The organism is Pseudoruegeria sp. HB172150 (assembly GCF_013184805.1).
Lineage (GTDB): Bacteria > Pseudomonadota > Alphaproteobacteria > Rhodobacterales > Rhodobacteraceae > Psychromarinibacter.
The window spans coordinates 1,434,607-1,455,436 of record NZ_JAATNG010000001.1 but is presented as its reverse complement, the minus strand read 5'-3'; the positions used below and the strand labels follow the sequence as shown (position 1 = coordinate 1,455,436).

General features: G+C 64.0%; 22 protein-coding genes. 7 read left to right on the top strand and 15 right to left on the bottom strand.

The window, feature by feature from the left end:
* Positions 1 to 126: 126 nt before the first annotated feature.
* From HCO70_RS07035 to HCO70_RS07025, 3 genes are all read right to left on the bottom strand, one after another.
* Complete coding sequence (locus HCO70_RS07035; RefSeq protein WP_305849439.1) at positions 127 to 2,007, bottom strand: ABC transporter ATP-binding protein/permease; 1,881 nt, start codon at positions 2,005 to 2,007, stop codon at positions 127 to 129.
* A 129-nt stretch (positions 2,008 to 2,136) separates the two neighbouring features.
* Positions 2,137 to 3,945: a hypothetical protein gene (locus HCO70_RS07030; protein ID WP_216665287.1), complete on the bottom strand. Its 1,809-nt coding sequence runs from the start codon at positions 3,943 to 3,945 to the stop codon at positions 2,137 to 2,139.
* A 441-nt stretch (positions 3,946 to 4,386) separates the two neighbouring features.
* Complete coding sequence (locus HCO70_RS07025; protein ID WP_172294380.1) at positions 4,387 to 6,291, bottom strand: LysM peptidoglycan-binding domain-containing protein; 1,905 nt, start codon at positions 6,289 to 6,291, stop codon at positions 4,387 to 4,389.
* 96 nt (positions 6,292 to 6,387) lie between these two features.
* Here HCO70_RS07025 and HCO70_RS07020 point away from each other — a divergent pair, with 96 nt between their 5' ends.
* On the top strand, positions 6,388 to 6,945 hold the full coding sequence (locus tag HCO70_RS07020; protein WP_172294378.1) for a TIGR00730 family Rossman fold protein: 558 nt from the start codon (positions 6,388 to 6,390) through the stop codon (positions 6,943 to 6,945).
* Between the two features lie 66 nt (positions 6,946 to 7,011).
* Here HCO70_RS07020 and HCO70_RS07015 read toward each other — a convergent pair whose 3' ends face one another.
* From HCO70_RS07015 to HCO70_RS06990, 6 genes are all read right to left on the bottom strand, one after another.
* A complete protein-coding gene (locus tag HCO70_RS07015; RefSeq protein WP_172294376.1) occupies positions 7,012 to 7,470 on the bottom strand; it encodes a host attachment family protein in 459 nt (152 codons plus the stop codon).
* Between the two features lie 3 nt (positions 7,471 to 7,473).
* A complete protein-coding gene (locus HCO70_RS07010; protein WP_172294374.1) occupies positions 7,474 to 7,671 on the bottom strand; it encodes a hypothetical protein in 198 nt (65 codons plus the stop codon).
* Between the two features lie 185 nt (positions 7,672 to 7,856).
* Positions 7,857 to 8,093 (bottom strand): acyl carrier protein, encoded by a 237-nt coding sequence (locus HCO70_RS07005; protein WP_172294372.1) that lies wholly within the window; start codon positions 8,091 to 8,093, stop codon positions 7,857 to 7,859.
* A 185-nt stretch (positions 8,094 to 8,278) separates the two neighbouring features.
* The gene (gene fabG / locus HCO70_RS07000) at positions 8,279 to 9,016 is read right to left on the bottom strand and encodes a 3-oxoacyl-[acyl-carrier-protein] reductase (protein WP_172294370.1); all 738 of its coding nucleotides are present in this window, start codon (positions 9,014 to 9,016) and stop codon (positions 8,279 to 8,281) included.
* Between the two features lie 33 nt (positions 9,017 to 9,049).
* The gene (gene fabD, locus HCO70_RS06995; protein WP_172294368.1) at positions 9,050 to 10,000 is read right to left on the bottom strand and encodes an ACP S-malonyltransferase; all 951 of its coding nucleotides are present in this window, start codon (positions 9,998 to 10,000) and stop codon (positions 9,050 to 9,052) included.
* Positions 10,001 to 10,081: 81 nt separating this feature from the next.
* The gene (locus HCO70_RS06990; RefSeq protein WP_172294366.1) at positions 10,082 to 10,699 is read right to left on the bottom strand and encodes a hypothetical protein; all 618 of its coding nucleotides are present in this window, start codon (positions 10,697 to 10,699) and stop codon (positions 10,082 to 10,084) included.
* A 248-nt stretch (positions 10,700 to 10,947) separates the two neighbouring features.
* Here HCO70_RS06990 and rpsF point away from each other — a divergent pair, with 248 nt between their 5' ends.
* The 3 genes from rpsF to rplI are packed head-to-tail and all read left to right on the top strand — an operon-like array spanning position 10,948 to position 12,212.
* Positions 10,948 to 11,319, top strand: coding sequence for a 30S ribosomal protein S6 (gene rpsF, locus HCO70_RS06985; protein WP_172294364.1), 372 nt, complete (start codon positions 10,948 to 10,950; stop codon positions 11,317 to 11,319).
* A gap of 12 nt (positions 11,320 to 11,331) precedes the next feature.
* Positions 11,332 to 11,559, top strand: a complete 228-nt coding sequence (gene rpsR / locus HCO70_RS06980; RefSeq protein ID WP_005982441.1) for a 30S ribosomal protein S18 — start codon at positions 11,332 to 11,334, stop codon at positions 11,557 to 11,559.
* An 11-nt stretch (positions 11,560 to 11,570) separates the two neighbouring features.
* Positions 11,571 to 12,212, top strand: a complete 642-nt coding sequence (gene rplI / locus HCO70_RS06975) for a 50S ribosomal protein L9 (RefSeq protein ID WP_172294362.1) — start codon at positions 11,571 to 11,573, stop codon at positions 12,210 to 12,212.
* Between the two features lie 274 nt (positions 12,213 to 12,486).
* On the opposite strand, the gene HCO70_RS06970 is transcribed toward rplI, so the two are convergent.
* Both HCO70_RS06970 and HCO70_RS06965 read right to left on the bottom strand, forming a co-directional pair.
* Entirely contained in the window at positions 12,487 to 12,987 is a 501-nt protein-coding gene (locus HCO70_RS06970) for a GNAT family N-acetyltransferase (RefSeq protein WP_172294360.1), read from the bottom strand.
* Between the two features lie 201 nt (positions 12,988 to 13,188).
* On the bottom strand, positions 13,189 to 13,596 hold the full coding sequence (locus HCO70_RS06965; protein WP_172294358.1) for a hypothetical protein: 408 nt from the start codon (positions 13,594 to 13,596) through the stop codon (positions 13,189 to 13,191).
* A 141-nt stretch (positions 13,597 to 13,737) separates the two neighbouring features.
* Between HCO70_RS06965 and HCO70_RS06960 the strand changes: the two genes are divergently transcribed.
* A complete protein-coding gene (locus HCO70_RS06960) occupies positions 13,738 to 14,919 on the top strand; it encodes a PQQ-dependent sugar dehydrogenase (protein ID WP_172294356.1) in 1,182 nt (393 codons plus the stop codon).
* Here the strand turns inward: HCO70_RS06960 and HCO70_RS06955 are convergent.
* Together HCO70_RS06955 and tig are read right to left on the bottom strand one after the other, a co-directional pair.
* Complete coding sequence (locus HCO70_RS06955) at positions 14,916 to 15,335, bottom strand: globin domain-containing protein (protein ID WP_172294354.1); 420 nt, start codon at positions 15,333 to 15,335, stop codon at positions 14,916 to 14,918. The genes HCO70_RS06960 and HCO70_RS06955 overlap by 4 nt on opposite strands.
* Positions 15,336 to 15,463: 128 nt before the next feature.
* The gene (tig, locus tag HCO70_RS06950; RefSeq protein ID WP_172296193.1) at positions 15,464 to 16,798 is read right to left on the bottom strand and encodes a trigger factor; all 1,335 of its coding nucleotides are present in this window, start codon (positions 16,796 to 16,798) and stop codon (positions 15,464 to 15,466) included.
* 276 nt (positions 16,799 to 17,074) lie between these two features.
* Between tig and HCO70_RS06945 the strand changes: the two genes are divergently transcribed.
* Both HCO70_RS06945 and HCO70_RS06940 read left to right on the top strand, forming a co-directional pair.
* Positions 17,075 to 17,842, top strand: coding sequence for a hypothetical protein (locus HCO70_RS06945; protein WP_172294352.1), 768 nt, complete (start codon positions 17,075 to 17,077; stop codon positions 17,840 to 17,842).
* Between the two features lie 194 nt (positions 17,843 to 18,036).
* The gene (locus tag HCO70_RS06940) at positions 18,037 to 18,867 is read left to right on the top strand and encodes a hypothetical protein (RefSeq protein ID WP_172294350.1); all 831 of its coding nucleotides are present in this window, start codon (positions 18,037 to 18,039) and stop codon (positions 18,865 to 18,867) included.
* Between the two features lie 74 nt (positions 18,868 to 18,941).
* On the opposite strand, the gene HCO70_RS06935 is transcribed toward HCO70_RS06940, so the two are convergent.
* Both HCO70_RS06935 and HCO70_RS06930 read right to left on the bottom strand, forming a co-directional pair.
* On the bottom strand, positions 18,942 to 19,922 hold the full coding sequence (locus tag HCO70_RS06935) for a sialic acid TRAP transporter substrate-binding protein SiaP (protein ID WP_172294349.1): 981 nt from the start codon (positions 19,920 to 19,922) through the stop codon (positions 18,942 to 18,944).
* Positions 19,923 to 19,943: 21 nt separating this feature from the next.
* Positions 19,944 to 20,828 carry an SMP-30/gluconolactonase/LRE family protein gene (locus HCO70_RS06930; protein WP_172294347.1) on the bottom strand — a complete coding sequence of 295 codons (885 nt, stop codon included), beginning with the start codon at positions 20,826 to 20,828 and terminating at the stop codon, positions 19,944 to 19,946.
* Positions 20,829 to 20,830: the final 2 nt, after the last annotated feature.

Sequence of the window (20,830 nt, the reverse complement as noted above, 5' to 3'; positions counted from 1 at the left end):
AAAATCCTTCAAGCGGAATTCCGAGCGTTAGCCCTAACGGCAATTTGTGACAATCCGTTTTCTGCGCGGCGGGTTCGAGCGGGAGCCAGCCATGCATCCAGCGCATAACCGCCCTGTCGGGAGATGTCAGGAATCCACCGCCGTCCAGCGCCACTGACCGTCCGCCGGAACGTTGCCGCCGGCCTCGTCGTCACCACCGACCGGCCGCGGCCCCGGCCGCACCCGCGGCTTGCCCGGCTCCAGTTCATCACCCTCCGACAGCTGCCGCCGCCACAGCGCCGCATAGCGCCCGTCCCGCGACAGCAGCACCGTGTGCGAGCCTTCCTCGACCACCTCGCCGTTCTCCAGCACCACGATCCGGTCCGCATCGGCAATCGTCGACAGCCGGTGCGCGATGGTGATCACCGTGCGCCCCTCGCCCATCGCCTTCAGCTCGTCCTGGATGTCCCGCTCGGTCTCCGTATCCAGCGCCGAGGTCGCCTCGTCCAGCAGCAGGATCGGCGGGTTCTTCAGCAGCGTCCGCGCGATCCCCACCCGCTGCTTCTCGCCGCCCGACAGCTTCAGCCCGCGCTCGCCCACCTGCGTCCCGTACCCCTCCGGCAGGGCAGCGATGAAATCGTGGATCTTCGCCGCCTTCGCCGCCGCCTCGATCTCCACGCGCGTCGCATCCGGCCGCCCATAGGCGATGTTGTAGAAGATCGAGTCGTTGAACAGCACCGTGTCCTGCGGCACCACGCCGATCGACCGGTGCAGGCTTTTCTGCGTCACGTCGCGCACATCCTTCCCGTCGATCCGCAGCGCGCCGCCCTGCACGTCGTAGAACCGGAACAGCAGACGCCCGATGGTCGACTTGCCCGACCCCGACGGCCCGACAATCGCCACCGTTTCTCCGGCGCCGACATGGATCGACACGCCCTTCAGCACCGGCCGCGTCTCCTCGTAGCCGAAAACCACGCCCTCCAGTTCCACTTCACCGCCGTTGACCTTGAGATCAGGCGCATTTTCCTTGTCCTGAACCTCTGCCGGCTGTTCCAGCAGGTCGAACATCTCGCCCATGTCGACCAGCGCCTGCCGGATCTCCCGATAGACGGTGCCAAGGAAATTCAGCGGCATGGTGATCTGGATCATGTAGGCGTTGACCATGACGAAGTCGCCCACCGTCAGCGCGCCGTTCTGCACACCCATCGCGGCCATCACCATGACCACGACCAGCCCCGCCGTGATCAGGAACGACTGACCGAAGTTCAGCAGCGCCAGCGAATTCGCCGTCTTGATCGCCGCGGTCTCGTACCCCGCCATCGCGCCGTCATACCGGTCCGCCTCGCGCGTCTCGGCACCGAAATACTTCACGGTCTCAAAGTTCAGCAGGCTGTCGATCGCCTTCTGGTTCGCGTCCGTGTCCTGATCGTTCATCACCTTGCGGATCTTCACCCGCCATTCGGTGACCTTGAACGTAAAGACGATATAGACCGCGATGGTGACCGCCACGACCACGAGGTACCAGATGTCGAAAACCACGGCGAGCACGACGCCGATCATCAGCAGCTCCAGCAGCAGCGGCCCGATGGAAAACAGCAGGAACCGCAGCAGGAACTCCACGCCCTTCACGCCGCGCTCGATGATCCGGCTCAGCCCGCCGGTCTTGCGGGTGATGTGATAGCGCAGCGACAGCGCGTGGATATGCTGGAACGTCTCCAGCGCCAGCGCCCGCAGCGCCCGCTGCCCGACCTTGGCGAAGATCACGTCGCGCAGCTGCTGGAAGCCCACGTTCATCAGCCGCGCCATGCCATAGGCCACGGTCAGCCCGACTGCGCCAATGGCCAGCAGCATGTCCGCCCGGTCCGCCTCGCCCGCCAGCGCATCCACGGCGGCCTTGTAGAAGAACGGCGTACCCACCGCGACCAGCTTGGCCAGGAACAGCACGACCATCGCCAGAACCACGCGCTGCTTCACCCATGGCTTATCCTCCGGCCAGAGATACGGCGCGACCTTGCGCACCACCCGCATGCCGCGGTTGCGCTCGGTCTTCACCTGATCATCAGTCTCGCTGGGGTCCGGCATCCACTGTCCTTCTCGGGATGCCACTAAGTAGTCAGGCCGGCTTCCGAAAACCAGAGCCGTCAAACACAAAAGGCTCTACTTGGGCGGTTCGACCAGGATGAGCCGCGTCGTCTCGCGCGCGGATACGCCATCGGATGTACCGGTGACCAGACGCAAGTCATAGCTTCCCGAGGCCAGGTTAAGGGCAATCGTGTTGATAGCCCCTGTGACCGCGAAGCGCCCTGAGCCTGCAGGCGACACGGTGACGGGAACCTCTGTCCAGCCCGCGCCAGGTCGGTTCTGAAGACGCATTTCCAGTCGGACCACGGCGGGAATATCGGACGCAAAGATCATGCCCGAGACCGGGATACTCGAACCCAGGTTCGCCGCCGTCCCTGATCGGGGCGCTGTCAGATCCGGTAAGGCCGCTCCGTCTGCGGCGGCCGCGACGCTGACGAGCGTGCCGGCCTCCACGGTTTCGCCATCGCTCGTGACCGAAACGACGACGCGGTAGAACCCGGGAGCGTCAAACCGGAAGGTCGCCTGGCAACCCTGCGGGTTGATCTGTTGCAAGGTCTGCTGTCCGAGTCCAAGCGTAGCGGTCGCCGAAGTCGAACCCGCAGTGCCAATACCGACCCGGCCGATCCCGGAACCGGCCTGACCGTCACCAGTGGTAACCCGAACCCTGGGGTTCGTATCGATCTGCAGGGGTCGGGTCGCGCGGCCCAGGTTCGGATCGAGCAATACAAAGCCGCTTCCTTCCACCTGTTCCCGGCGCCATGTCATGGTTTCGCAGGGCAGCGGGGCGAGATTGCGCGTGAACAGCGCCGAAAAATCAGTGCCGACGCCGGCCAGAACGTGGGTGTCGCCTTCCGGCTCCGATATCCCGCCGGTGATCGGACCTTGCTGAATGGGAAAGCTTGCCCGGGTCTGGGCGATGATCTTGTTCCCGTCGCGCAAGGTGGCAACGATACTCTGCGCTCCGAAAGGCCCGACGGGCAATTGACCTTCCCCGTGGCCATTCTGAACAGGAATCGAACCGGCGATCACGCCGTCGGCCCAGACCTCGACCACGCAGACCTGACTGTTCCCGGCGCACCGGCTGCGGCTGTCGGGATCGTGGACGTCGAATTCAAAGCTTCCGGATTGCGGCGCGCCGCCATCGCCCATTCTCAAAGTGGCTTCGCGGACGATCCTCACGCGTACAACGTAATGCGCACTTTTCTCGTCGCTGATGAAATCCAGCTCACGCACAAGCGGGCCATCAGCCGAGAAATCGGCTCCGCTGACCACCATGGCTTGAACCGGCCCGATCACGTCATCGTCCGAAGGAAAGCCCGAGACGAGGCTGTCGAGCGCTTCGCCGACCCGCTGCCGTGCACGGTTGAAACGTTCTTCCAGAGGGATCCCGGACTGCACGAGTTCGCCGGTAACCACGCCAGTGACGGCACCGGATATTGACGAGAAGGGGAATCCGTCATCCCGCTCCACGACAAAGAACAGGAACCCCAGTTCGGCCGGGTTGGCGACGCCCTGCGGCTCGCCACCGAAGCCCCAAACCGGCAATCCAGCGATCGAGGCGCTTTCACCCGTCGTAAGGCTCAGATGCTCCAGGTCGGACAATTTAAGAAAGTCGTTCTCCTCTCCTGTTCCATTGCCATAGGCTTTGACCCGGACACCTGGTGCCGTGAGCCCTGTAGGGACCTCCCCGGCGCCGGGAATGAAGTCGCCGGCGTCCACAACGATTTCCGAAGCGAGTGCGGCCACAGCGAAGACGACGATTTCGTCGTTCTCTATGTTGGTGCCGAAGTCATTCTTATCGAGCACTTCGATGCGAATTGGCTTCACGGTGAAGGGGGGAAGCGCATTGTCCTGCGCGTCCGCCGGCGCGGCGAGAGCGAGCACGGCCGCGAGAGTAGATGAAGATAAGCTGCGAAAAGTGTTTGGTCGAAATGACATGGTTCTCTCCAATGAAAGACCGTCATCCACATCCCTGAGGTTGAGATTAACTCCGGCCTGACCGAAGCGACAAGGCGGGAATACCGGACCAGCAAGGAACGGGACCAACGAAGAAGATCACATGGCCCGCCCTTTTTCGGTCCACCTGCTCACGTTTTGGATCTGGCGCGGCTGGATTGCGATCCGAGGGGACCTGCGAAGGCGGCTTGGAATGCCGGAGCGGATGTTGTGGCAGTCATCGCGAAACGCCATGTCGCAGCGCCGCCCGGTGTCTCTCAAACGGCCTCACGCGCCACAGCAGCACCAGCGCGTCCGCAACGGAAGGTTAGCGCTACCACGCCTGAAATCAACGACTTGACCCCCCGTCCCCATGGGGACGCCCCGTTTTCAGCCGTCCTCGGGAAGCGAAAACACCTGCCCCGGATAGATCCAGTGCGGGTCCCGGATCCGGTCCCGGTTCGCCTCGAAGACCCGGACATAAAGCAGGCCATCGCCATACTTCTCATCCGCGATCCCCCAGAGCGTATTGCCCGGCTGAACCGTCAGCAGCTCCACCGGCGCCCGCGGCGCGGCCCCGGCCTCTGTCCCGGCATCCCCCTGCGGCGCCGCCGAGGCGAACAGCTCCGCATCCTCCCTCTGGAACGGCGTCTCGACCCGCGACACCACCGTCCCGTCCGGCCCCAGCTCGTCGATCCTGAGGGTATAGACCCCGGTGTCCACATCCGGCAGCGGCATCCGCCACTGCCCGTCAACGCCAATCTCGGTCGTCTTGACCGGCTGGTTGTCCAGATAGACCCGGACAAAGCCGCCCTCCGTCCCGCGCCCGCCAAGCGACACCTCGCCCTCCGGGTCATAGCTGATCGTGTCGAGGATCACCGACTGAACCGGCGCCGGCGTCTCTCCAGCCTGAAGCACCTTGATGCCGGTGTCATCCGCCAGCAGCACCGTCGGCGCTTCCGGCTCCGATACACCCGCCGGAGCGTCCCCGTCCGCGGGCGCCTCCGTCACGGCCGTACCCTCCGGCGCCGAAAGCTCTTCGGCATCAAGCGAGGCGGTCAGTTCCGGCGCGTTCTCTTCACCGGCGCCGCTGTCATTGTCCGCCAGGGCTTCCGGCGCTCCAGCCATCTCGGCACTCGCGACCCCCGCCGATTCAGCCCCGTCCGCGACTTCGCCGGCCTCACCTCCAGCGGGCAGCCCGGCTTCCGCGGCCGCATTCTTTGTCACATCATCCACAGCACCCTGCGGCGCACCGGAACCCGGACCGTCATTCGACCCATCCGGAATCAGCGATGCTGCCGTGCCGGCCAATCCGGTCGTCACAGTCGCAACAAGGCCGGACCCTCCTGTGTCTTCTTCCGGCACGTCTTCACCGACACGGGCGACCTCGGTGGTCGTGCCCGTATCCGCCTGAGGCTCTCCGGCAGGCGCCGCCTCGGCCAGTTCCGGCGACTCCGCCGTTTCCGCCGGGGGGTCCTCCGCCGAGGCGGAAACGACCGACGTATCTTCCTCCTCACCGGCCGGAACATCCGGCTCGGCAACCCCCGCCTCGGGCACGGGCGGTGTCTCCGTGTCGACAGGCGGGACCACACGCGTCTCCGGAACCCCAGCTTGATCCAGTTCCGCGGTCTCAGCCGAAGCGTCCGGCGCGGCACTGTCCGCCGGGGCTTCCACCGGGCCCTCATCGCTGGCCGGCGCCGTCGTGCCCTCGGCCGACGCAACGACATCGGGCGCCATGTCCCGCAGCGAGGGTTGCAGGATCACCGTCGCCGGAGAGCTAACCGGATCCTCGCCGTTCACCTGCATTTCCAGGCTGACAACGCGCGGCACATCCGCGGGCGGCACCGTAAAGATCGATACGAAGCTGCCGCTGCGATCCGCCGGCGACGTGGAGATCTCAGCGCCATCCAGCAGGACCCGCACCTCGGATTCCGGCGCAGCCTTCCCCGCGATCAGTGCGTTTCCGTCGGCATCCACCCGTACCACGTCGAAACTCGGCAGCTCCGATGACTCGCCGGTTCCGGCCAGCGCGCCGGTGACATCGCCCACGACCTCTGCGGCTTCCGTCGTGCCGGAGGCGTCGGCAACCGGCCCGGCATCAGGTTCCGGCTCCGGCTCGGCCACGCCATCAGAGACGCTCGCCGGTGCAACAGCCACCTCGTCCGCGTCGGTTTCGTCATCCGGAACATGCAGAAGTTGCCAGCCACCATAGCCCAGACCGGCAGCCACAAAGACCACCGCAATCGCGCCGCTGACGGGCCCTCCACCGAACCACGCGCCGATCTTGCTCAGCATCTGACATCCCCTTCCGTCACCCAGGCACGGCAACGGTTGAGGGACCTTATCAACCCGGCTATCAGTGGTCAAAACCCATTGCTGTGAGGACTAGATATGGTATCCACTCCTACCTCCGTCTGTGTCTTTTGCGGCGCACGAGACGGATCCGACCCCACATACATCGAAGCTGCACAGGAATTGGGCGCAGCTCTGGCCGGCGAAGGCTGGCGGCTGGTCTACGGCGCCGGCGATGTGGGGCTGATGGGCGCCGTCTCGCGCGCGGCGCAAAAGGCCGGCGGCGATACCTTCGGCGTCATTCCGGTTCACCTTCTGGCACGCGAAATGGCCAAGCGCGATCTCGGCCGCTTCATCGTGACCGAGAACATGCATGAACGGAAAAAGGTCATGTTCATGAACTCCGACGCGATCGCGGTGCTGCCCGGCGGCGCCGGCTCGCTCGACGAGTTCTTCGAGGTTCTCACATGGCGCCAGCTTACACTCCACGCCAAACCGATTTACCTTCTTAACACAAGCGGTTACTGGCAACCTCTCATCGACATGATCGACCACGTGATCGCTCAGGGCTTCGCTGAAGAGTCGATGCGCGACTACTTCAATACCGTAAATACTGTGCCCGAGCTGATGACCGCCCTGCGCGCCGACCTGGGCTGACAGAAGACCGCACCGACGGGGCCGCATCCAAGGATACGGCCCGAACGGTGCCGGTCGCTCAGGGCGTCAGGCAAACTCCGCGTGGATCAGCGCCTCGACCTTGTCCAGCGGGTGGTTGGTCAGGGTTTTCGGGATCTCGTCGACAACACGCGCCACGACCTCCTTGTGCATCTTGTCACGCAGCTCACCCAGCACCTGCGGAGCGGCCACCAGCACGATCCGCTCGAAATCGCCGCGATGCGCCTGCCGGTACAGAATATCCGCCAGTTCGTCGGCAAAGCGATCCTTCGCCAGCCTGTGCCAGTCGGTCTCGTCCAGGCTGGACCGCTGCCCGACGCCGGTATCCGGCATCCGCCCGGGACGGTCCGTGCCCTGCTCCCGGCTCGGCGGGTCTTCTTGCTCTTCATGGCGCACGACATTGAGGTTCAGGTAATCCTCGTCTCCATCGTTGCGCAGAAAAAGCGCCTTCTCGCCATCGGCGATCAGCACCCACGTGCCGGTCCTCACAGGAGATTTCGTCGGCATCGCTCAATCCTCCTCTTCAACGGATTTCGTCACCCGCGTCGCACCCGCAGGCCGCTCCAGCGAGCGCTTCTTTTCGTCCCTGGATCCGATTCGTCCGGCCAGCCGTCCGCCGGCGCGTCCCGCCTGCGATACGGAACCGTCGGCGCCGGTGATGTCATCGGTCTCGCGGCATCCGTCCTGCGATCTCTTGCGCTCTGGCATTGGGGGTCCTCCTTTGCTGGAAGAACGCAAAGGACCGTGGCGCGGTTCCAGCCCACGGGGCGGCATGGCGCATCCCGTCGCGGCAACGCCCGCGAACCACACGCATGCGGAAATCCTCGATCCGCAAACGCGAAAAGGCGCCCTGACCAGGGCGCCTTACGCAAATTCGACGGCTGAGAGTTGGCTCAGTCGGTGTTCTGCGAGATGAACGAAACCGCGTCGCCGAAGGTCTGGATGGTTTCGGCGGCGTCGTCCGGGATCTCGATGCCGAACTCTTCTTCGAAGGCCATAACCAGCTCAACCGTATCAAGAGAGTCGGCGCCCAGGTCGTCGATGAACGAAGCGGATTCGGTCACCTTTTCTTCCTCGACTCCGAGGTGCTCCACCACGATCTTCCTAACGCGCTTTTCGACGTCGCTCATAGTCGTTCCTCATTTCCAGTGCGGACCGTTCGCCCGCTTGTCTCTGTTTGCCCGTTCGGGCGAACGCTGCCCGCTGAAACGCCAATTGAACCGCCGTCTAGCGGCTGGTCACTGGCCAAATGTGGGCCGCCTATAGCATATCACCCCGGTAAGGCAAACGCTTTCTCGGCAGCCGCATCCGGCCCTCAGAACATGGCCATTCCACCGTTAACATGCAACGTCGCACCGGTCACGTAACCCGCTTCCGGGCTTGCCAGATACAGCACGGCGGCACCGATTTCCTCGGGGTCCCCCATGCGTCCCGCGGGCACCTGGCCGAGGATTGCCGACTTCTGATCGTCGGTCAACTTGTCCGTCATCGCAGTGGTGATGAAGCCGGGTGCCACCACGTTCACGGTGATGCCGCGGCTGGCGACTTCATAGGCCAGCGACTTCGACATGCCGACCAGACCGGCCTTGGCCGCGGCATAGTTGCCCTGCCCCGGATTTCCGGCAGAACCCACGACCGAACCGATGCTGATGATGCGTCCCCACCGGGCCTTCATCATGCCGCGCAGGCATGCTTTCGACAGCCGCATGGAAGACGTCAGGTTGACCTCCAGCACGCTGTCCCATTCTTCATCGCTCATCCGCATGAACAGGTTGTCGCGGGTGATACCGGCATTGTTAACCAGGACATCGACCGCGCCCATCGCCTCGGCCGCCTCTTTCGGCAGGGCGGCCACCGCGTCACGGTCGCTCAGGTTGCACGGCAGCACATGCGCCCGCTCGCCCAGTTCACCCGCCAAGGTCTCCAGCGGCTCGACCCGTGTGCCTGAAAGGCCCACGGTGGCGCCCGCGCCGTGCAGCGCCTTGGCAATTGCGCCGCCGATGCCGCCCGAGGCACCGGTGATCAGCGCCGCTTTTCCTGTCAGATCAAACATCCCTTATCTCCGTATGGGTTCTTGCTGGAATTCTCACGTTTCGGCCGCGGCAAGGCTCTCGACTGCGGCGCTCACATCCTCCGGCGTGCCCACTGCCCGCACGGCAATGGTTTTCTCGATCCGCCGCACCATGCCCGACAACGCTTTGCCGGCGCCGATCTCCCAGGTCTCGTCCACGCCCTGCGCAGCCATCCAGGCCACCGACTCCCGCCAGCGCACCGAATGCGTCACCTGCTCGACCAGTAACTCGCGGATCTTTACCGGGTCGCTCACTGCCTCCGCGGTCACATTTGCCACGACGGGCACTTTCGGCGTCGCGATCTCCACCCCCGCCAGCGCCTCGGCCATCGCTTCCGCGGCCGGCGCCATCAGGTCGCAATGGAACGGTGCGCTCACCGGCAGCATCAGGGCCCGTTTGGCGCCTGCCTCCTTGGCCAGATCCGCGGCCCGCGCCACCGCCTCTGCATGGCCCGAGATCACGACCTGCGAAGGATCGTTGTCATTCGCCGCAACACAGACCTGACCCTGCGCCGCATCCGCCGCAACCTGCGCCGCCGTCTCGAAATCCAGCCCGAGTAACGCGGCCATCGCGCCCTGCCCGACAGGCACCGCCTGCTGCATCGCGCGCCCGCGGGTCCGCAACAGCCGCGCCGTGTCGGCCACGCTCAGCGCGCCAGCGGCGGCCAGCCCCGAATATTCTCCAAGGGAATGCCCCGCGACGAAAGCCGCCAGCTCTATACTCGCGCCCTCCGCCTCCAGCGCCCGCATCGCGGCAAGCGAGGTTGCCATCAGCGCCGGCTGCGCGTTTTCGGTCAGCGTCAGGGTTTCCGCCTCACCGTCCCAGATCAGCGTGCTCAGGCGCTCTCCCAGCGCCTCATCGACCTCGTCGAACACCGCCTTCGCACCCGGATAGGCCTCGGCCAGTGCCTTGCCCATGCCGATAGCCTGCGCTCCCTGCCCGGGAAAGATGAATGCACGCGCCATGAACCGCCTCCCTGATCACTCCGGTGTCGGGGGGCCATACCGCGCCGCGCGTGGGCTTGCAATTGTCGATGAACCGCCGGTTCAGGCGTATTCCGGCGGGCTCAGTGGCGGGAAACGGCTTCCGCCGGCCCGCTTCGCACCGTTCGATGCCAGCTTGTAGGAACTCACCTGGCTTGCCACCGGCTTCAGGTCCCGCGCCAGCCGCTCGTTGATCTGCAGCAGTTCCGCCTCCGACCCGACGCCGGCCGGCGCCAGCGCCTGGCTGCCCTTGATCTGCAACCACAGCACACATTTTCCACCGGCCCGCTTCATCGTGCTGCCGTCGATCTCGTCGAACCGGAGGCTGCCCTTGATCCACGTGTCGCCGGCGGCCGTCACCACGCCAAGCCGCAATTCGCGGCGGCGCATATCCACCTGCAACTCATGCGCCTTTGCCTGCCCCATGCGCTTCAGCCCGAAATGCAGCGCCGCCAGGACCAGCAGGCAATACGCCGCTTTCCACACCGCACCGATACCCGGCGCCAGCCACAGGACGATCCAGAACAGCGCTCCGCCCGCCAGCGCGCCGTAGACCCATCGCTTGGGCAGCGCGCTGTCGGGATGTGCCGACCGGATCACGTAACCCCAATCCGTCTCGCGCAGGCTCAGCGGTTCGGGTGTGAAGAGATGTCTCAGGTATCGGGCCTTGGCAGCCAGCATGGTCTTGTCGCCATCCTCTACTCGCTTGCCCTGAGCCTAGGCACGGAATCTGTCCGGATTGGGACCGCGCCCGTGCATTTTCAGGGAAAAGCAAACAGCCCGGAAAGCCTTGCATCGCGCACGATCCGCTGTATAAGGCGGCTTCCTTCCGCGAACGACCCGTAGCAGCGCAGACTCTCGTGGCCCGGCCAGCGGAAGGTGTCACCGGCCGGACCTTTGAAATGCGCTATGATAGAAATGGAGCACGCATGCCGCTTTACGAGCATGTATTCATCTCGCGTCAGGACTTGTCCAACACGCAGGCCGAAGGCCTCATCGAACATTTTGGCACCGTCCTCTCGGACAACGGCGGCAAGGTCGTTGAATCGGAGTACTGGGGCGTCAAGACGATGGCCTACAAGATCAACAAGAACCGCAAGGGCCACTACGCCTTCCTGAAAACCGATGCACCCGCGCCGGCCGTTCAGGAAATGGAACGCCTGATGCGCCTGCATGACGACGTGATGCGCGTCCTGACCATAAAGGTCGACGGCCACGACGAGGGCCCCTCGGTCCAGATGCAGAAACGTGACGACCGCGACCGTGGTGACCGCGGCGACCGTCGCGAACGCCGCAACTAAGGAGTATAACCCATGGCAGCTAAACCGTTTTTCCGCCGCCGCAAGGTTTGCCCCTTCTCCGGCGACAATGCACCCAAGATCGACTACAAGGACACCCGGCTCCTGCAGCGCTACATCTCCGAGCGCGGCAAGATCGTGCCGTCGCGCATCACCGCCGTGTCCGCCAAGAAGCAGCGTGAGCTGGCCCGCGCGATCAAGCGCGCCCGCTTCCTCGCCCTGCTGCCCTACGCTGTGAAATAAGGAGACGACCCATGGACGTCATTCTTCTCGAACGCGTGGCCAAGCTGGGCCAGATGGGCGACGTGGTCTCGGTCAAAGAAGGCTACGCGCGCAACTACCTTCTGCCGCAGAAAAAAGCCCTGCGCGCCAGCCAGGACAACATTTCGGCCTTCGAAGCCCAGAAGGCGCAGCTCGAAGCCCGCAACCTGGAAACCCGGAAAGAGGCCGAGGATCTGGCCGCGAAACTCGACGGCCAGAAGTTCGTCGTGATTCGCTCCGCTTCCGACGCCGGGTCGCTCTATGGCTCCGTCACCACGCGTGATGCCGCCGACGTGGCGACAGAGGCCGGCTTCTCGGTCGACCGCAAGCAGGTGATCATCGCCCAGCCGATCAAGGAACTGGGCCTGCACGCCGTGACCGTGCACCTGCACCCGGAAGTCGAGGCCGTGATCACCCTGAACGTGGCCCGCTCGCAGGAAGAGGCCGAACTTCAGGAAGCCGGCAAATCGATCCAGGAACTGGCCGCCGAAGAAGAGGCCGCCGCCGAATTCGAGATCTCCGAGCTCTTCGAAGACATCGGCGCCGCCACCTCGGACGACGAGGACCTGGTCGCCACCCCGGAGACCGAGGACAGCGGCGAAGACCAGCCGGATACCGAAGAACAACAGAACTGATCGCGCTCATACTGATCGGTTTGAGGGCCGCCCCATCGGGCGGCCCTTTCTCGTTTGCCCGATGCGCGAATGCGGCGGCATTGGCCCGGATTTTTCAGATCCCGCGCAGCTCAGACCCGACAGGTCGGGTACATGATCCCGTCCATGCGGTGCCGCCACGGACGGTTGCTCGAGGCATCAGGCTTATCTGACCCGGGTATGTCGCGCAGCGGGCAAACGGTCAGCATCGCGGACAAAGCTGCCGTAGCCGCACTGCACTTGAGAGCCGTGAAGCTTACAAATTGCGCTCCATGAAATACACGTAGCTTGGCGCGCCTTGTGGAGCAGGAATCTCGACGAAATTTAGGCTTTCGTAGAGTTGACGGGCATGCGTCAGAAAACGCGCCGACGAAAAGCGCACGGCGGTGTAGCCGTCCAGGCGCATCTGGATGAACATCTCTTCGAGTAATGCGCGACCTACCCCACTGCCCCGGCCTTGCTCTGTGACAAACAACCGGTGAACTTCGGCAACGTTTGGTTCCATCTGATCATACATGACGCAGCCAACTGTTTTTTCGGCAATTTTGCAGAGAAGAATTGCGCCATGTGGGGCCGAATGGATGAGTGGAAGTTCTGCTAGGGTTTTTTCGTAGCGATCCGGTGGAAATTTCCGAAGGGTCTTCTCCCGATGCTCTGGATGAGCCTTGAACAGCCACTCTACCCAAGCCCGTGAAAGCGCCCGAGCGTCGGCGAAGTCTTCTTCGCTTGAGGCGCGAAACACATTCAATCTCTCCAACGCACTATCCCTTGGTTCGAATGGAGCAGAATCGCCACATCCACGCGAGTTTATCACCTTTTGCGACAGAGGACTTTGGCGAGAATACGCCGCTAAGGGCTCAATCCAGCAATCTGCTGCGACCGGCGCAGGCGGCCTCTTTCTTTCGGATACTGCAGCTTCGGTTGGACATTAAATGCGGAGGTCTGCTTGGCCCCCGCTTCAGCTGCAGCCCGGATGCCAGTCGCCATCCGCGAAGCCGACCACCAGGTAGTTCAGCGATCCGCCATAGCCGCACATGATCACCACGATCCGCAGCGGATTGCCCTGCATGACGATCTGCTCGATCAGCGCCTCACGCGGTCCATTCCGGTACAATGCCGGGATCGACGCCCTCAGGTTGCGATTGGCGAAATACGGATCCGCCTGGTCGCCATCGTGCCAGATCCCGAACCGGTGCACGTTGGCCCGGTCCTGCTGCAGCACCGACCCGAAATCGCCCAACCGGACGCCCCGGGAATTCCGCATGTCCTCATACCCGATCTCGGCATAGTAGGCGCCAAGCTGCTGTTGTGCGGCCAGCGGCGCTGCAAGGCCGGCGAAAATCAGGAAAACCCAAACGAATCTCATCCACCCCTCCGAATTCAAATGCCCGCTCAGGATATCGTGAAGCATTGCGAGCCGAAAAGGATTTCCCGCCTTGCCGCGCCGCTTGAACTCTCCCCGCTCCGGCTAAGTTCAAAAAATGACCCGCACCGACACGAGAGATCCATGTTCCCACGTCTCGCCTTCGCCCTCGCCGCCACCCTCGCCGCGCCGGCCGTCGCCCAGGACTTTTCCTGGGGCCAGCGCAACACGACCCTCGCACCCGCCCTCGACAACCAGTTCCGGGCCGAGCTCGTCACCTCAGACCTGACGCTGGAGCGGGAAACCGTCGCCGAGGGCCTCGATCACCCCTGGGGGATAGAGATCCTGCCCGACGGCGGGTTCCTGGTCACCGAACGCTCCGGTCAGCTTCGCCGCATCGCCGCGGACGGCACCGTCTCCGACCCGATCGCCGGTGTTCCGGAGGTGCTCAGCATGCGCCAGGGCGGTCTGCTCGACGTTGCCCTGGCTCCCGACTTCGACAGCTCGCGCATCGTCTACCTGACCTATTCCAAGCCCTTCGACGACGGCACGACGGCCACAGCCGCCGCACGCGGCACCCTGTCCGACGATTTCACTGAACTGACGAATGTCGAGGACATCTTCGTCCAGGATCCGCCCGTCCCCTCCCCGCTCCACTTCGGCTCCCGCATCGCCTTCGACGGCGACGGCCACCTCTACATCACAACCGGAGAGCACAGCTTCCCGCAATTCGCGGTCTACGCGCAGGACCTGCTGAAAAGCTTCGGCAAGGTCATGCGCCTGAACCTCGACGGAACCGTCCCCACGGACAATCCCTTCACCGGCAACTACGACGCGCTTGGCGGCATCTGGTCTTACGGCCACCGCAACATCCAGGGCGCATACTTCTGGGAGGGTCAGCTCTGGACGATCGAACACGGCCCCAAGGGCGGTGACGAACTCAACACCCCGCTGCCCGGCCTCAACTATGGCTGGCCGGTCGTCAGCTACGGCGAGAACTACAACGGTTCGCCGGTGGGCGACGGCGTCGCCTCCGCCGACGGCTTGGAGGAACCGGTCTACTTCTGGGACCCTGTCATCGCCCCCGCCGGCATGCACCCCTACGAAGGCGAGATGTTCCCGGAATGGCAGGGCGATCTGCTGATTTCTTCGCTGAAGCCCGGCGGTGTGGTCAGGCTCCAGATCGAAGACGGCAAGGTGATGGCCGAGGAACGCCTGCTCCACGGTTTCGCCCGCGTTCGCGACATAGAGATCGACGGCGACGGCGCGATCCTGATCATCACCGACGAGGACAACGGCCGACTGATCCGCCTCACGCGCAGTTAAGAGGCGGGGATGTCGCCCTTTTCGACCATCGCATCCGACAGGTCGGCATAGGCCGCCCGCCAGGCGGCCTCAACGTCGGGCCCCAGATCATCCAGAACCTCGCGCAGCGTGGTAATCAGCGCCTCGCCCATCGGCTCGAACATCTCACCGGTCACGCCCAGGCGTCGGTGCTGCTGACCAAGCTCCTCGATACGCTCCGCAATCGTCGCTGGTGCCTCCAGCGAGTCGATCACAGTCTCCAGCGTCGACATGAACTTCATGCCCTGCCCCGCAAGGTCCTCGCGGAACATCTCCCGCAGGTCCGGCCGCAGCCGGAACAGCTCTTCGTAGAAAAACGTCGATGCCGGCTCAAGTCGTGGCCGCAGCTTGTCAAAGCTCCACCGGATCAACGCGATCTGTTCATGTGTCACAGGCATGGCGCGTCTCCCCATCGTCTGCCTGATCGCATTGTACACGCGTCACCGTGACAGCCCCTTGATCCAACGCAAAAACGAAAAAAGGCCGCCCTGCAGGGCGGCCTTCTCCTCCTCCCCAAAAGGGTCCGTCAGTCGTCGGCTTCGAGAGCCTCGATCGCTTTTTCCAGCTCATCCTTGTTGACGGGCTTTTCCGAAATCTCGGCCAGTTCGAAGATATAGTCCACAACTTTGTCTTCGAAGATCGGCGCCTGGATCTGCTGACGCATCTGCGGATTCTGCTGCACGAACTCGAAGAACTGCCGCTCCTGTCCGGGGTACTGCCGCGCCTGCTGCATGACCGCCTGGGTCATCTCGGCGTCCGAGACCTGGATCTCGTTCTTCTGGCCCAGCTCGGCCAGCAGCAGCCCAAGGCGCACGCGGCGCTCGGCCAGATTCTGGTGCTCGTCGGTCGGCTCGATCTCGCCATGGTCGTGGCCGTGATCGTCCGGATGCTCCTCGTGATACAGCTGGTGCGCGATCTGTTTCGCTTCCGCTTCCACAAGGCTCGGCGGAAGATCGAATTTCACCAGGCCGTCAAGCTGGTCCAGCAGCGACCGCTTCATCACCTGACGAGAGGCCTGGCCGTATTCGGTCTCAAGTCGCTCGCGGATCTGGCCCTTCAGGGCTTCCAGATCTTCCGCGCCATAGCGTTTGGCCAGTTCGTCGTCCAGTTCGGCCGGCTTCGGCGCTTTCACTTCCTTCACCGTGCAGGCAAAGACCGCATCCTTGCCGGCCAGGTTCTCCGCGCCGTATTCCTCGGGGAAGGTCACCTTCACTTCGACCTCGTCGCCCGCCTTCACGCCGACGAGCTGCTCTTCGAAACCGGGAATGAAGCTGTTGGAACCCAGCACCAGCGGATAGTCTTCCGCGGCACCGCCTTCGAATTCCTCACCGTCGACCGAACCCTTGAAGTCGATAACGACCTGATCGCCGTCTTTCGCCTTGGAGCCCTTCTTGCGGTCCTCGAAGCTCTGCGCGTTCTCGGCCAGCGATTTCAGCGCCTCGTCCACGGCCCCATCCTCGGCCTTGACGACCAGCTTCTCCAGCTTCAGCGCCTTGGTGTCGACTTCCGGAATCTCCGGCAGTTTCTCATAGGACATGGCGACCTCGACATCATCGCCTTCCTTCCAGTCCTCGTTGGTCATCTCGACCGAAGGCTGCAGAGCCGGGCGATCGCCGGAATCCTCGAAATGCGACTGCATGGCGCCATCGATGGCTTCCTGCATCGCCTCGCCCAGCACCCGCTGACCGAACTGCTTTTTCAGCAGCGCCATCGGCACCTTGCCCTTCCGGAAGCCCTTCATCTGGACCTCGGGCTGGGCCTCGGCCAGTTTCGCATTGACCTTCTCGTCCAGCTCGGCGGCGGTCAGCGTAATAGAATATCCGCGCTTCAGACCTTCGTTCAGGGTCTCGGTGACCTGCATATTGTCCTCATTCATCCATGGGCCGGCGAACATGTGCGGCCCCCGCAAAATCAGACGCCCTAATAGGCTGCGAGGGGGGGCTTCGCAAGGGGAAAGGGCCGGATTCGGCACGCCTCCGCATGCCGCATCGCAGCCAGACGCCGCCGGGCCGGAACCACCGGGCCTTGTCACCCGTCATTGACGCCAGCCGGGATGTGACGCAGCCTCAGGCGTATCACCCAGCGACGGCTTCTCATGGGTTGAAGTAGCGGGAAACATCGTCACGGGCACCGAGTGATGTCGAAGAAACGCCGAAACCGCGGGCGCTGGCCAGTTGCCCTGCCGATCCTGCTGGCCTGGCTTGGCGGTATGATACACCAAGTGCACGCGCAGGATGTTCAGGCGCCGTGGTCCGGCCAGATCAGCCTCTATGGCTGGGATGCCGGCGCCGGAGGCGAGATCATACCGTTCGAAGGCGGCCCCACCTTCGCTTTCGATCCCGCTTTCCTCGACTTCCTGGATGGCGGTGACGCGGCTTTCTTCCTGTCGTTTCTCGCGCATCGCAATCGCCTCGTCTTCTACGCCGACTACAGCAATTCAACGGGCACGCGCTCGGGCGAGATCGCCCGCGGCATTGAGGCTTCCGGCGAGCTGTCATTACGCTCCGCCACCGTCGCGATTGGCCGGCGGGTGGTGCGGGAACCGACCGGTACGGTCGATCTTCTGGCGGGCGCGCGGGTGTGGGAAGTGGGCGCAAAGGTAGACGTCCCGAGCCTCGGCATCAGCACTTCGGGTGAACAGCCACTGGGCGATCCAATCATTGGCATCCGGGCCGAGGCTCGGCTTTCGCCCGCATGGTCGGTGACCGGCTACTTCGATGTCGGCGGCTTCGATGTGGTGTCGGATTTCACCTCGCAGGCTGTCGTCACCGCGAACCATGCATTGACGGACGATCTGTCGCTGTCACTCGGGTACCGCCATGTCTATCTGCGGCTCGAGCACGACGGCGCGATCCTGAGCAACACGCTCAGCGGCCCGATGTTCGGCCTCTCCTGGCGGTTCTGAGCGACGCCCGAACCGTGGTTCAGCCGGATGGCACGAACTGTGCGTCCCCACACGACGTTTGCGCTAACATGCCTGAAATCAATGACTTGACCCCCCGTCCCCATGGGGACGCTCAGTTTTAGCGGCGATTTTGAACCCGTCCCGTCGCTCTCCCGACCCATCGTTACAGCCATTGCAACCAAAGGTCCTTCCTCATGTCCAAGCTCCGTTTCCCCCGCCCCGCCGCCCTCGCCGCCCTCGCGGCGCTGGCCCTCTTCCCCCTCGCCTCCGCCTCGGCCCAGGCCCAGGCCTGGATCGCCCGCCACGGCATGACCTCGGCCCAGTATCAATCCGCCTTCAACCAGTTCACCGGCCAGGGCTACCGCCTCACCGACGTCTCCGGCTACCGGGTCAACGGCACCGATTTCTATGCCGCCATCTGGTCGAAAAAGGGCGGCCCCGCCTGGGCCGCGCGCCACGGCATGTCCGGCGGCTCCTACCAGTCGAACTTCAACGACCTCACCGCCAAGGGCTTCGCCCCCGAGACCGTCTCGGGCTACGGCGGCAAGTTCGCCGCCATCTGGGCCAAATCCGGCGGTGCCTTCGTCGCCCGCCACGGCCTGACCTCCGCCCAGTACCAGGCCGAGTTCGACAGCTGGGTCGCCAAGGGCTACCGCCTGACCGATGTCACCGGATACGAGGCCGCAGGCCAGGTCCGCTACGCCGCCATCTGGCGCAAGCAGGGCGGCAGTGCATGGCAGGCCCGCCACGGGATGACCTCGGCCCAGTACCAGGCGACCTTCAATCAGATGAGCGCCATGGGCTTTAAGCCCCTCCGCGTGAACGGCTACGATGTGAACGGTACCCCCTACTATGCCGCGATCTGGACCATGTCCCCCGGCGGCTACGTTGCCCGCCACGGCCTGACCGGCGCCCAGTACCAGGCGGAGTTCGACAAGTGGACCAGCCAGGGCTACCGCCTGCAGGACATCTCCGGCTACACCGCCGGCGGCCAGGCCCGCTACGCCGCGATCTGGTATCGGTAACTCCCTGAAACGGGAACGGCGCCGGGTCTTGCCAGACCCGGCGCCGTCCATTGTTCAGCCTGTATGGCCCGCGGTCAGAGCCCGTTGATCGCGTCCAGCATGCCCTCGGGCCAGGACGCCGACAGCGGCGAACTCAGATATTGCTCCTGCGCGTAAGCCTGGAAGGCCGCGACGTCGGGCTCATAGACCTTCAGCCCCTCGCCTTCGAAGAACTCGACCAGTTCGGCCTCTTCAGCGAGGTATTGTTCATCCGACCAGGCGGTCGCTTTGTCGGCGGCAGCCTGCATCTTTTGCTGCTGTTCCGGTGTCAGACTGTCCCACAGCTGCGAAGAAACCAGTAGCATGCCGAAGCCCACGTTGTGGTTGGTCAGCACGATCTGATCGGTCACTTCGTAGAACTTCATCGCTTTGTCGTTCGGAAGCGGGTTGTCCTGCCCGTCGACGACGCCCGACTGCAGCGCGGTGTAAAGCTCGGTGTAGGGGATCGGCACCGGATTTGCGCCCAGCGCCTTACCCAGGAACTGCCAGCTCTCGCCGCCTGGCATCCGCAGCTTAACGCCCGACATATCCTCCGGCGTCATGATCTCGGCGTCGCCCTTCAGGTTCACCTGCCGGGTGCCATAATAGAAAGTACCTAGGATCTCGACGCCCAGCTTGTCCCGCGCGATGGCCTTGAGCTGTTCGCCGACCTCGCTTTCGAAAATCGCTTTCAGGTGCGCCTGGTCGCGCACGACGTAGGCCGCGCCGAGGATGTCGAATTCCGGCGCCTGCTGCGCCAGGTCCGACGGGGGCAACCCGGCCATGTTGATGTTGCCGCGCTGCATGCCGACCAGTTCCGTGCCCTGCTTCATCAGCGTGGCGCTGAAATAGGGCTGGAAGTCGAACTCGTCGCCAAGCTCGGCGGCGAAGATGTCGGTCATCGCCTTGGAACGCGGTACTTCCGGCGGGTTCACGTCGGAAAAAATCAGTTCGACCGACTGTGCGTTACCTGCCGTGCCGAGCGTGGCGATTGCCAGGGCGGCAGCAGTCAGGGTTCTGAGTTTCGTGTGGATCATGTCATCCTCCCGTTAGGTATCTCAGATTGCGAAATGGTTTTCGGGCACGCCCTGCCCCGCGCCCTCGATGGCAAAGACGCTGCCGGCAAGCGGCTCGGCGTCGAGCTGTTCCTGGCTCAGGAACTTGAAGGCGGTGGTGACGTAGAGCGTCTTGAAGTCCGGCCCGCCAAAGCACAGGCATGTCGGGTTGGTGACGGGCAGCGCGACCTCGCGGTCGATGCGCCCGTCGGGGGAATAGCGGACGACCTTGCCGCCCGCGAAAAACGCCTGCCAGAGGCAGCCGTCCACGTCGATGCAGGCACCGTCCGGGCGGTCACCGGTGGCCAAGTAATCGGCAAAGACCTCGCGGTCGGTTACCGTTTCGCCCGCCTCGTCCAGCGTTAGGCGGAACGTGATGTACCGGCGCGTATCGGTGAAATACATATGCCGGCCGTCCGGGTCGAAGGCGATCCCGTTCGAGACCACGATGTCGTCCAGCATCCGGGTCATCGTACCATCCGGATCTACGCGATACAGCGCACCCAGACCGTCCTTCAGCCCGTTATCCATCGTGCCGATCCAGAGCCGTCCCATGGCATCGACACGGCCATCGTTCAGCCTCGTGGCGGGCATCGCCTCGCTCGGTGTGGTCGCGAAGGGTATCACGCCCCCGTTTGCGGCATCGAGCAGCATTAGCTCGAGATCCCGCGCGATCAGGTACTTGCCCGACGTCGTCAGCGCCTGACAGCCAAGGTAGGTTCCGGGTTGCTTGAGCGCCGTTGCCTCACCGCTCCCCGGATCAAGCGTCCAGAAGGTCGGCTGCTCGATGTCGATCCATGTCAGCACGCCACGCCGCGCATCCCACAGCGGGGTTTCACCCAACTGCGCCGCGACCTTCTGCACGCATTCGACGGTGGGTTTCAGCATCA